The 12,481-nt window shown below is 70.8% G+C and carries 7 protein-coding genes; 1 reads left to right on the forward strand and 6 read right to left on the reverse strand.

The features are described from left to right. Window positions 1-76 precede the first annotated feature (76 nt). Genes ACYVOK_RS10365 through ACYVOK_RS10390 form a run of 6 tightly spaced genes read right to left on the reverse strand, consistent with a single transcriptional unit; the run spans window position 77 to window position 5,270 of the window. Window positions 77-997 carry a type II secretion system F family protein gene (locus tag ACYVOK_RS10365; protein WP_460662082.1) on the reverse strand — a complete coding sequence of 307 codons (921 nt, stop codon included), beginning with the start codon at window positions 995-997 and terminating at the stop codon, window positions 77-79. Further along, window positions 994-1,899 (reverse strand): type II secretion system F family protein, encoded by a 906-nt coding sequence (locus ACYVOK_RS10370; protein ID WP_460662083.1) that lies wholly within the window; start codon window positions 1,897-1,899, stop codon window positions 994-996. Before ACYVOK_RS10370 ends, ACYVOK_RS10365 begins: the two co-directional genes overlap by 4 nt. 12 nt (window positions 1,900-1,911) lie before the next feature. Beyond that, window positions 1,912-3,222: a CpaF family protein gene (locus tag ACYVOK_RS10375; protein WP_460662084.1), complete on the reverse strand. Its 1,311-nt coding sequence runs from the start codon at window positions 3,220-3,222 to the stop codon at window positions 1,912-1,914. Next, window positions 3,219-4,025 carry a hypothetical protein gene (locus ACYVOK_RS10380; RefSeq protein ID WP_460662085.1) on the reverse strand — a complete coding sequence of 269 codons (807 nt, stop codon included), beginning with the start codon at window positions 4,023-4,025 and terminating at the stop codon, window positions 3,219-3,221. The genes ACYVOK_RS10375 and ACYVOK_RS10380 overlap by 4 nt, the downstream gene beginning before the upstream one ends. Next, window positions 4,025-4,756 (reverse strand): hypothetical protein, encoded by a 732-nt coding sequence (locus ACYVOK_RS10385; protein WP_460662086.1) that lies wholly within the window; start codon window positions 4,754-4,756, stop codon window positions 4,025-4,027. Before ACYVOK_RS10385 ends, ACYVOK_RS10380 begins: the two co-directional genes overlap by 1 nt. A gap of 52 nt (window positions 4,757-4,808) precedes the next feature. Continuing rightward, window positions 4,809-5,270 (reverse strand): hypothetical protein, encoded by a 462-nt coding sequence (locus ACYVOK_RS10390; protein ID WP_460662087.1) that lies wholly within the window; start codon window positions 5,268-5,270, stop codon window positions 4,809-4,811. A gap of 157 nt (window positions 5,271-5,427) precedes the next feature. Between ACYVOK_RS10390 and ACYVOK_RS10395 the strand changes: the two genes are divergently transcribed. Next, the gene (locus tag ACYVOK_RS10395; RefSeq protein ID WP_460662088.1) at window positions 5,428-12,480 is read left to right on the forward strand and encodes a hypothetical protein; all 7,053 of its coding nucleotides are present in this window, start codon (window positions 5,428-5,430) and stop codon (window positions 12,478-12,480) included. Window position 12,481: the final 1 nt, after the last annotated feature.

Genomic DNA, 12,481 nt, shown 5'->3' on the forward strand with positions numbered 1-12,481 from the left:
CCGAATCGGGCCTCAGTATGCCTTGTACGACGGACAGATTCGCGTCCTGGATCCCTTGCCCCGATCACGGTCCGGCCTAACTTCCGAGGATCGCGACACCGGCCGGGAAGGCGAGGAACAGGAAGAACGCGGCGATCATGACCAGCTGCGCGACCAGCATCGACTGGGACCGCTCACCCGCCTTGCCTTCCACGTCCGCCAGCTCCTTGCGCCGCAGCGACGCCGCCCGGGCCAGCAGCGAGGCCCGGATCTTGGCGCCTTCGTCACCCGCCAGTGCCAGCGCCGACGCCAGGTCCCGCAGCTCTTCGACGCCGAGGTCCTCGCCCAGTTGGGCCATCGCGTCCCACGGCGTGATGCCAATCAGCCGGGCGTTCGCCAGCGCCTGCCGGATCCGAGCCATCGCCCAGTGGTCGCCGATGGTGGACGCCGTCATCAGTGCCTCGGGCAGGCCGCGCCCGCCGGCCAGGTTCATCGCGACCAGGTCGAGGAAGCTGCCGACCACGTGCCGGAAGTCGCGCCGCCGCGCCTCCGCCTCCTGCCGCAACGCCAGGTCGGGCAGGAAGAACGCGAACGCCATCGCGGCGAGCGTCACGATCGCCGGGGCGGCACCGGGCGCGGTGAGCCCGAGCATCGCGAACAGGAACAGCACGAGCGGGATGAAGATCATCGCACCGAGCGCGAAGAACACCTTGGTCGCGAGCATCGCGGCGAACGGCTGGTTCATCACCGCGAGATCGCGGCGCAGCTTGCCGAACGCCCAGCCGCGCGCGTTCGCCTCCAGCTCGAGCCGCCGGCCGAGCGACGCGCGGGCCTTGTCGAGACCGCCGAGTACCCGTTCGCCGGCCGCACTCGCGGTCGCCGCGTGGGTGTACCCGCTCCGGCCGGCGTCGATCCGGGCGATCGTGGACAGTACGTTCGCCGACGGCTTGACGAACATCCGCACCAGCAGATACACGCCGAGACCGACCAGGCCGCCGGTGATGAACGCCCAGGTCATCCGCCCACCACCTCCATCCGCTCGTCGCCGGCCCGCTTGGCCCGCTTGTCGTTGCCGCGGATCAGGAACCGCTCCGGGACCTCGATCTTGGCCAGCTTGCGCAGCCACATCAGGCCGAGCGCGTACAGCGCGATCACGATGAACAGGACGAACTGCCCGATGAAACTCGTGTACGGCGCCATGTAGACGGGGTTGAACAGCACCAGCCCCGCGGCCATGATCAGCGTGACCGCGACGACCACCTGCACGCTCCGCCGGGTCGACCGCCGTTCCGCCGCGACCTTCCGTCGTACGTCGAGTTCCTCGCGCGCCGAATCGGCCAGGGCGCTGAGCACCTCGCGCAGACCGGGACCACGGAGCCGGGCGTTCAGCACCAGGGCCGCGACGATCAGGTCCGCGGACGGGTCGTCGAGGTCGTCGGCGAACCGCATCAGGGCCGAAGGCAACGGCTCGCGGATGCGCAGCCGGTCGACCAGCAGATTCAGGCCGGGCTTGATCGCCGGGGCCGCGTTGACCGCGGTAGCCGGGATCGCCTGTTCCAGGCCGACCGCGCCGGCGATGGTGTCGCGCAGTGCCTCGGTCCAGGTGGCCAGCGCGTCGAGCCGTTCGATCGCCCGTCGTTCCTCACCGGTGCCGCCGAAGAAGCGGTCGGCGAGCGCCGCCAGCAGACCGAGCGCGACCGCCAGCACCAGCCAGCGGGTCACCACGAGGACGAGCAGTGCCACGCCGACGCCGGCGCCGAGGCGGGCGAGGTTCTTGCGGCCGTCCACGCTGCCGGCGCGGCGGAACAGCGACGGTGTCTCCTGCCGCGGCTCGGTGCCGCGGATGGCGATGACGAGCAGCAGCAGACCGCCGCCGACCACCGCGCCGCACAGCAGGGCGAGCAGGGTCCGGTCGTTCATCGCGGCCTCACCTCATGCCCAGGTTCCGTGCACGAGCGGCTGGTACCCGAAGTGCTCGAGCTCGTCCATGCAGGCGATCGGCGCGTGTGCGGCCGCCCGGCCATCCGGTCCCGGTGCGAACACCTCGCCGGACAGCACCCGGCCGTCCCAGCCGGTGACCTCCCGGATGCTCTCGACGTACCGCCGCAGGCCGCCGCCGTGCAGGTAGTCGTTCTGCTTGCGGACGAACACGACGAAGTCGAGCGCACCGGCGATCAGCATCTGGGTGGCCTCCATCGGCAGCCGCTCGGTCGCCTGGATCGCGTAGGTGCTGATCCGGTTGAACACCTCCATCGAGCTGTTCGAGTGGATCGTCGACAGCGAGCCGTCGTTGCCCTGGCTCATCGCGTTCAGCATGGTGACGATCTCGTCGCCGAGCACCTCACCGACGATGACCCGGGACGGGTTCATCCGCAGCGACCGGCGGACCAGGTCGGCCATGCTGACCGCACCGACCCCCTCGGAGTTCGGCAGCCGTTCCTCGAACGCGACCACGTTCGGGTGCAGGTCCTTGAACTCGCCGAGGCCGAGTTCGAGCGAGCGCTCGACGGTGATCAGCCGCTCGTGCGGCGGGATCTCGTTCGCCAGGGCGCGCAGCAGCGTCGTCTTCCCGGAGTTCGTCGCGCCCGCGATCATGATGTTCTTGCGCGCCGCGACCGCGGCCCGCAGGAACGAGCCGACGTCCTCGGACATGGTGCCGTTGGCAACCAGGTCGCGGAGGAACACCCGGCCCAGGCGGGCCCGCCGGATCGACACCGCCGGGCGCGCGGTGACGCCCATGACGGCGGACAACCGGGAACCGTCCGGCAGCCGCAGGTCGAGCTGCGGGTTGGCCGAGTCGAACGGGCGGCTGGTCAGCCCCGCGTGGGCGGCCAGCACCTGGATCAGCTCGACCAGTTCCTCGTCGCTCTCGGCGACCGGGCCCGGGTTCTCCTCGCGGCCGTCGCCGTACTGGACGAAGACCTGGTCGCAGCCGTTGATGTCGATGTTCTCGACCTCGGGGTCGTCGATCAGCGGCTGCAGCCGGCCGACCCCGAACAGCGCGGAGTGGATCGCGGCGGCGATCTGCGCGTCGTCCTCCGGCGTCGGCGGGGTCCGGCCCTCGGCCAGCTCGTAGCGGGCGTGGTCCTCGAGCACCTGGACGATCAGCGAGCGGGCGTACTCGCGCTCGTCCTCGGCGCTCATCGGCGGTACGCCGTTCACCTGGTCCCGGCGGCGTTGCTCGTTCAGCCGCTCGGCGACCTGGACCCGCAGCTTCCGCACCAGCTCCTGATCGGCGCTCATCTCTCCCACTCCCCGTTCGGTGGGAAGGCGGCCTGCGCCATGTCGAACTGCTGCGGCGGCGGCGCGGCCACGATCGCGGCCATCTCCGCGGTGATGTCGGCCGCCGACCGGATCAGCTGCGTCTTCTCGAGCCGGCCGTGGCCGCGCCCGTCGAAGAACGCCGCACCGGCCGGGTCGTAGGCCAGGTGCCACCGGTATCGCACCGGCACGGCCATCGCGTCCAGCACGGTCCACACCTGCTTGACGCCGTCACGCCGCTTCGGGTCCGCCACCACGACCACACCGAGCTGTGCGTCGACGTGGTGCACCAGCGACGACAGTCGCTCCCGCAGGTGCGCCACCGACGACCCGGTCGCCGTACACACCATGACGATCAGCCGGGCGGACTGGATGACGGGCAGCTGCGGGGACGCGGCGCCGATGCGCCCGCAGTCGGCCAGTACGTCGCCGTGCTGAATCTGGTTGAACGAGATGCCGAGCGGATGCCACAGACCGCCCATCCCGCCGACCTGCTCGGGTGAACGGACACCCAGCATGACGTCGAGACCGCCGTCGAGTTGCTGGCTGTGCGCGAGGATGACCTCGTCGCTGAGTCCCTTGCGGCTCGCCGCGGCCAGGCTGACCAGACCGCGGTCGGAGTTCAGCGGGGCGCCGCCCGGTGCGGTCATCCGGATGGCCACGTCGCTGCCGGCCGGGTCGCACTCGGCGACCAGCACCTGCCGCGGCCAGAGCGCGCCGAAGACGAGACTGGCGGTCGTCACCCCGGGCGAGCCCTTCGCGCTCGCCAGTGCCACCAGTGCCATCAACCGTCTCCGTCGGTGCGCGAGACCTCGGGCTTGGTGGCCGGGTTCAGCTTCACCAGGACCAGGGTCTTCGCCGCCGCGGCCGCCGCGACGGCGGTCGCCTTCTCGGTCGGGACCAGGACGGTCACGTTCAGGGTGGTGTTCGCCTGGGTCTTCACGTCCGCGATCGCCCCGGCGCTCGCGGTCACCTCGGCGGCGGTGACCAGCGGCGTGGCCGGCTGGCTGTCCTGGTTGGCGGTGGGGACGCGGATCACCGAGACGATGTCGCCGACCTGGATCCCGTCCGACGGCGCTCGGCCGCCCTCGAGGCTGACACCGACCAGCGCACCGCCGGCCGGGATCGGCTTCTGGGCGGTGAAGTTGTCCGGCGTGACGAACTGGTCCTTGTACAGCCGGGTCGTCGTGTACTGACCGATGTACTTCTCGGCCTCCGACCACGGGATCAGGCCGCCGGTCGCGCCGGCCAGGTCACCCCGGGACAGGTCCTTGCGCTCCAGCTTGTGACCGGGCCCGAGATCGCCGGAGACCGCGACGAAGTCCGACCGGTTGCCGCTGTTCACCGCGATCAGCGCGGAGCCGGCCGCACCGAGCAGGATCAGGATCACCGCGAGCGCGGCGAGGGCGGGGCGGCGTTCCCGGCTGCCCGGCAGGCGGTTCGTACCACTGCCCGCCGATCTGCCCGCTCCGCGGGTGCTCTGGGACGAAGTACGCGTGGAGGAGGAGAGACTCACGCGCCTACCGTAATGGCACCAGGGTGCCATCCGTGACGCCAGGTCAGCGCCGTCACCGCCGGGCGACCCGCTCGCGCTCCTCCGACGTCAGCATCTCGGTGAACGCCCCCGGTCCGCCGTACAACTGGTCTAGATAGTTGAACAACCCCTGGAGAGCCAGCCCGAGCTCCCGTTGCCATCCGTCCGCCTCCTGCAACTCCGCCGCGAGCACCCGCCCGTCGGCAAGTGTGACGGCGGCGTTGACCGGCTGCACGAGCCTTTCACCGTCCTCATCCGGTACGGCGGACCTGCCGCGAATCCGGCGCACGACGTCCGCGAGCGCCGATCGCTCCGCCTCGGGCAGGACCCGGTCGAAGCCGGGGGAACCGTGGAGCTGGTCGAGGTAGTCACAGAGAGCGAGAAACAACTCGACAGCGTCGTACTCCGGGCCGGTGGTGGCCACGTGCCGCAACTGGGCCACCACGTTCCGCGCCTCGGAGACACTCCACTCCGACGATCCCAACCGGTCGGTCATGTGACGATCGTAGGAGGCTGGGCAGGGGTCGAGCAGGCGTAAATCGTTAACAGATCGCGGAAGCTGAGTGGCTGGCCGGTAACCGAAAGTTTGCTAACGTCCGGGCAAGGAGGTCTCGGTGACCAATGGTGATCACCGAGACACGATTCGGGAGGGGGTGGGTCGTCTGACGACCCCTGTTGTCACCGCCCCGGATCCGGTCGCGCGCGCCCGCGCTGCGATCGGGACCGCACTGGGGATCGTGGCGCCGACCGCCGTACCTCTCCGTGACGGCCGGGTCTGGCTGACCAGCGGGCAGGACGTCCTGCCGGCCCATGTCGTGCGGGCTCTGGAGACCCAGTTCCAGCAGCGGGCGGCCGATCGGACCAGCGACGAGCGGATGCTCGCCGAGGCTGTCGCCCTCGTCGGCGCCGAGATCGCCCGGGCCCGCGGCGAGTCACCCGAGGCCGGCGCGACGAATGCCCTCGACCGGTTGCTGCACACCCCGGGACTGGACCAATCGCGCCGGATCGAGGGCGAGGCGATGCTCCGCCTGGCGCTACGGCTCGCTGCGCGGGAGTCCAGGGAAGCGGCGGCACGTCTGGCGACGCTGCCGGGCGAGACCCGGGTGCCGGTGGCCACCGAAGTCGTCGCGGCCTCGCAGCGGATCAGCCACGACGCCGGCCTGCTCGGAACCACGAGTCAGCGCCGGCAGCGGCCACAAGTCGGAGTGAACCACCGCCGCCGCTCGCAGCGTCAGACGCTCACCCGCGTCGTGCGCGGGACCGGGATGGACACGACCGATCCGGCGAACGCCGATCCGCACCAGAGCGAACTTGCGGCCCTCGCGGCGCTGGCCCGCCTGGGCGAGGACGATCTTGGCGCCGCCGTGACGAGCCGGCCGGCCGTGAACACGCAGGCCCGGCTGGCCGCGATGACGCTGACCACCGGCGACACACCGCAGTACTTCCGGGTCGAGATCCTGCCGACGGTCCGCGGTCTCCAGGCCCAAGGCCGCATCCGGTCGGGGACGGCCAACGACCCGCACGTACTGCGCATCTCCCCCGGGCTGTCCGCGGAGCAGTACGGCGACGTGTGGGTTCATCAGCTGAGCCTGATGACGCAGCAACTGGAGGCGGAGCGCGCCGGTAGCCCGACCGGGATCCTCGGCCGACTGCGTTCGGTCTTCAGCCACGAGCGGCGCGACCAGCGGACGAATGCCGACCTGGCGGTCTACCGGAAGCTGTCCAACGACTGGCAGCAGGCGCGGGAGGGCCGTCCGAACGGGTCGCGGAGCATCGCGGAGCTGGAACGCGACATCGAGGGTCTGGCCAAGGCCATCGAACGCCGCGGCGGCACCCGACCGGAGCGACCGTGGGCCGCCGAGTCGCTGTACTCCCCCGCCGCGGCCGTCGAAGGCCTCGCCGCGGAGCGGGCAGTCACCGAAGCCGATCCCGAACCGGCGACCCCCGCTCACCTCCGGCAGCAGGTGGTGGAGCAGATCGCGTCGCTGGAGTCCGTCGTCGCGGACCTCGAAGCCAAGGCCGAGCGCTGGACGACCAGCTCGGCCACCGCCGCCGACGTGGCGACCGGGAAACTGGACCAGGCAGAGGCCGAGGAACTCCTGCAGGATCGCGGTGCACCAGAGCGTGCCCGCCGGCTGCGCGTGGATGCGGAAGCCGCCTTCGGCAAGGCACGGCGTCACACCGAGATGGCGCACGCCTACCAGCAGGCCGCCACCGACGCCGGCCACGCGCTGGACGGCTACCGGACCCTGCTCGGCGCCCTCGACGACCCGAACCAGCAGCCGGAGCAGCTCGCCGAGCTGGCCCGCGAGGCGGCCGGGAAGACCGACACCTACCAGGAGAGCCTGCGCGAGGCACTGCCGGTCGACCACGTGGAGACCGGCGTACCGACCGATGAGCGGGTGGCGCTGCCGGTCGACGACATCAACGCGATGCTGGCCGAGCACGGCAGCAGCGGGCGGATCGCCGACCGTGGCCCGGTCCCGATGCCTGTCGCGCAGTACCGCCGATTGTTCTCGGACGGCATGGTGTTCACCGTCGGCGGCTCCCCCGACGACGACGTCAGCCAGGTCGCCCAGGTCCGGGTCCGGATGAAGGTCCGCGATCTGAACGAGGTGACCGGGCTCGACTACACCTTGGCCGAGCAGATGTCCGGCACCCTCGGTGAGGGCGGCCAGAGCAACGCCGTCACCGCCACGCACTCGTCCAGCATCAGCTACGGCGTCGACCTGCAGCCGTTCATGACCCTCGCTCCGGTCGGAAGTGCGGTACACACCGCGTCGCAGGTGTTCTCGCCGCGGGCCGACGTGACCACCGGCCAGACCCAGAGCGTGACCGCGGGCGCGAGCACGCACGCCCAGCTCGGCTGGGTCGACGTGTTCAAAGGCGAGTCGATCCCGTACAGCTGGAACGGCGAGTTCGAGATCCAGGTGCGGAACTCCCCCACCGAGCCGTGGTCACCGGTCCGCACCGTCGACGCCGGTGAGCAGCTGACCTGGGTGCCGAGCCCGTACACGGTCAAGCCGCCGGCCGAGACCGTCACGCTCGAGCAACTGGGCCGGGCGGACGAGGTCAGCACCGAGTTCCCGCGGCACACGGTGACCCGGATCAGCGGTCTGCACGACATCAACGACCGCCTGGTCGCCGAGCTCCAGGAGCAGCACGGCCGGCTCGACCGGGTCGGCTACGACCACATCACCGAGCTCGTCACCGAGGACCCCTACCGACTGCTCGGCGAGGCGGCCAAGCCCGGCGGCCTCAGCCGGACGATCCCGGTCGGCGGCGAATCGGAGTACGAGCTCACCCTCACGGCCAGGCCGGTCTGGCGCACGGCCGAGCTCACCGGTCAGTGCAGTGCCGAGATGGGTGCGGAGATGGTCCAGGTCGACTTCGCGGCCTTCAACGCGAGCCGCGACTCCGGTACGTCGCTGTCCGGCTCGGCGTCCCTGGCCTTTCCCGGCAAGCCGCTCGACCCCGTTCAGCCGGTGCCCGGGTATCTGCCGAGCCCCACGGCGTTGAGCGACCTCGGTTCCTCCACCGCGGATCTCTCACCGAAGGTCTCCGGTGGGCGGAGCGTCTCCCGTCACGGCGGGCAGAACCTCAGCACAACGGCGATCACGCCGGTGGTCGATCGCGACATGGCCCCGACCCAGGGGGTGATCCTCGACGTCGAGTTCACCGCCGTCGTGCGCAAGCTCCGTGATCCGAAGGCGAAGCCGATCGAGGTCAAGGGCACCTGCAAGGCCAAGCTGCGGTTGACGGCGAACCGCCTGCTCCGCACGGGCGCTCCGGCCGGCAAGGACGTCGTACTGCGTGATGACGACGGCAAAGTCCGGCTCGACCAGCGTGGGCGTGCACTACTGCTCGGCGACCCCGAACCGCCGAAGGGGCCGCAGACCCTGCCGCCCTGGCACGGCACGGGTGAGAACCAGCTGCGTGGCCCGGGCAAATCGCTGCCCGAGGACCTCCAGGGCGTCGACGAGGCCCGGAAGCAGGCGTTGACCAGTCTGAGCACGATGGGCCTGGTGCCTCCGCTGGACGCGAACCTCCAGCCGCAGTGGGACAAGTTGCCGTCGGACCTGCGGCGCCGGAACGGCCAGCTGGCGAACTACGACCGGGTGATCCAGGACATCACCGACTACCGGATCGCGGCCGGGATGAACACGGCCTGCCAGTCCGGCCTGGTCGTTCCGCTGGTCGACCACCGCACCGGCCATGCGCCGCGGACCCGCCTGTTCCGGCTCTCCACCACGCAGGACTTCGACGACGTCGAGCCCGCCGGGACAACGCCGTGGCGGTTCATCGCCCGGCTCGGAATCAGCTCCCGGGCCAGCCAGCAGACCTCCGGCCGGTCGAAGTCCGTGCCGATCTCCGGCGGCCTCGGCCTGACCAACGGCCCGGCCGAAGGACAGCCGGGCCTGGCCGGGCGACTGGGCCTCAAACTGAGCCGGAACGCGATCGGCCGGAGCTTCAACTGGAGCCTCGGCCGCCGGATCAACCGGGTCACGCTGAACGAGAGCACGGGCGAGATCGACAAGCTTCGTCAGGGCATCCGGATCACCTTCACCGAGATGACCGACCAGGGCGACTCCGAGCCGCTGGCCGACGTCCGCGGCAGCGTCGTACTGCCGTACGACAGTTCGCTCGCGAGGGCCGAGACACCGGTCTTCGAGGCCGACCCGAAGCCACCGAGCCGAGAGGCCGTCAGCCGGTCGATCCCCGTCGCGGTGGACGCCGGCAACCCGGCGGACCGGCTGTTCACGGCCGTCGAGGCGATCCGGGCGGACACCACCGCCTTCCTCCAACTGCACACCGCGCTGTCGCCGGAGACCCTCGTCTCAAACACCGAGTGGCTGAGCGGCCGGTACGAGCTGCCGCTGGTCATCACCCCGGCACCGGCGAACCCGGCCCGGGCCGTCGCGGACGGGCCCCTGCTCCCGCAGGAGTTCAAGGTCGTGATCCGCAGCGAGGCGGTCAGCCAGACGCTCGTGGCGATCAACGACCAGAACACCGCCAACATCAACTTCACCATGAACGACGTCGGCCACTCGTCCGGCACCTCCGTCGGCGGCGGGGTCGGGGTCGAGGGCGGCGGCGGACCGGTCGACGCCGACAAGTCCGCGATCAGCGGCAAGCTCGGCGTCGGCAGGATCGGCGGTACGTCGCAGTCGACCAGCACCAGCCAGACGACCGGCGAGGAGCGACTGCGGGTCAACGACGGCGTCCACTACGAGCTGATCGAGCGGCACCGGCTGGTCGCCGAGATCGTGCAGGGCGACAACGTCGTCCAGACCGTGCCGTTGCAGGACGCCCTGGTCCAGAAGGCGATGCCGGAGTTCACGGCTCTGGAGCTCTACGGCAGTGGGAAGTTCGACCTTCCGCTGCCGATCGCCGCCGACGTCGCCGAGCGGTACCTGACCGGCAAGGTGGAGCTCAGTCCCCGGACGGCGGCCGCGTTCGTACGGCGCTACAAGCAGGAGAAGGCCGGTGTGACCACGGGCCTCGCGGCCGAGCACACCGACGAGCGCCTGAACGCGAAGGTGCTGGACAAGTCCGGCGTACCGGCGTCCAACGCCCCGACCCCGGAGGAGCGTCTCGCGGAGACCTTGGCCCGGACCCAGCGGCTGGCCGAGTCCCGGCGCGTCGTCGGCCTGCCGGAGTCGTACGACACCAACCTGGCGTCGGCGCAGCCGTACACGATCACGGTGGAGGGACAACCGGATCAGGACGTCGACCTGCTCCCGCAGATTCATCGCCAGATCGAGGAGGTGTCGCCCGGACTGCTGGCCGGCGACGACCTGCTCGCACCGATCCTGGAGGTCGACCTGTCCAAGGACAGCTACCAGGGTCAGCTGGCCAACATGCTCGGTCCGCGGGGCTACACCACGCCGATCGAGATCCCGGTCGAGGGCCAGGCGCGATCCGACATCCTGCTGGTCACGGTCAAGGCGCACTTCGAGGGCGACGTCACGGTCGACGGTACGCCGGGGCTCACCAAGGCCGCGGCCATCGGCCTCGTGCAGAAGTACAACTACGTGGGACGGAACCGCTCGACCGGCCACAGCACGACGTACTCCGGCAGCGTGGAGGGCAGGTCCGAGGACGGCGCCGGCGGCGCGCTGTCCGGCGGGGTCGGGACCGACCGGATCCGTCAGGTCACGGCCGGCAGCGGCGAGCAGAACACGACCCTGGACCGGACCGGTGACTTCGACCTGACCCCGGTGCACCGCACGATCGTGTTCACCACCCAGGTCGAGCGCATCCACAACGCGGGCGCGGCACAGATGGCCGGCGTCCGGTGGCGGCTGAACCGGACCGCTCCGGCGACGCAGACCACGAAGTCCCAGCCGGCACAGCTCCGTGCCGATTTGATCGCGTTGGTACCGCGCGGCGTGGTCAGCGATCCCCCGGACGTCCCCGCTCAGCAGGCCGCCGAGGAGTTCCAGCCCGAGCACCGGTCGCTCGAAATGCCCGAGGGCGCGGCAGTCGAGGCCATGCTGCCGTACCGCAAGGGCGAGGCCGTCACCGACGAGCTGTACAACCGGGTGAACAGCCATCTGGCTCAGCCGGACGTGCTCGGGGCCGGCGGCCTCGCGACGTACGCCGCGGCGGTCGGGACCCAGCTGCAGCCGACAGCGCTGGAGGCCAAGTTCGAGGAGCTGACCAGCCCCCGGGGGCTGAAGCTCGAGCCGATGGCGACCCGAGGCAACGGCCGGACCACGGTCGGCGTGCAGATCAACGCCAAGCCGGTCGGCTGGGAGCTCATCAGCCGGCCGGTGCCCGGCCAGTCCGGCAAGGTCCGCCGTGACCAGCACCAGACCAGCACCTCGACCGCGGGGAACCACCTCACCCCGGTCACCGCGTCCGGCGGCCTCAGCGGCGGCATCTTCTCGGTCAACGGCTCGATCGGTGAACAGGTCAAGGAGCAGTCCTCCGACGCCTGGGGCACCCGGCTCGAGACCAGCGCCTTCCGCAACGGTGATCTGGTCACCGTCCGGGTGCCGGTGGTGTACGACGTGAAGATCGACCAGCTCACCGACAGGGGACGAGGCACTCCGGAGACCAAGCGGACGACCCACCTGAAGGACGCGGCGCGCGCCGAGTTCTACGTGAAGATGCTGTACCACGAATACCTCGAGGGTCTCGCGCAGATGGAGTCCGGCGGCGACGTCTCGCTGCAGAGCACCCGGCTGCAGGCGGTGCCGGAGAAGCTCGGCAAGCCCGACCTGCGGGCGACCGAGTACGGCCAGGACGGCTCGTACCAGCCCTACCGGCCGCTGCTGGCCGCGATCGACAAGGCCAAGGCGGACGGGAAGCCGGTGGTGCTGGCGGTCGAGGACGCCAACGGCAACGAGCAGCTCTACCAGGCGTTCGAGGACGGACGAATGCGCGGCGTACACGACGGCGGGTTCGCCACCGCGTTCGCCACGCTCGACCGGAACCTGGTGCTGATGGCCGAGGGACGGCTCGACCTGCGGGAGCTCTACAACACCTCCGAGCCGGGCGGCGACTTCAGCACCAAGGTCGCGGCCGCGCTCGAGCAGAGCGGCGTCCCGACGGCCATGCTGAAGGGGCTCACCCACTCCACGGCCGTGCGCACACCCGCCGAGGCTCCGAGTCAGGGTGCGAAGCCGACCGTCGGAGGTGCGGCGGCCGGCCGGACCATCAGCCCCAGCGCGAGCGGCCCCTCCTTGACGGGCCCGTGAT

The organism is Kribbella swartbergensis, from assembly GCF_054784135.1.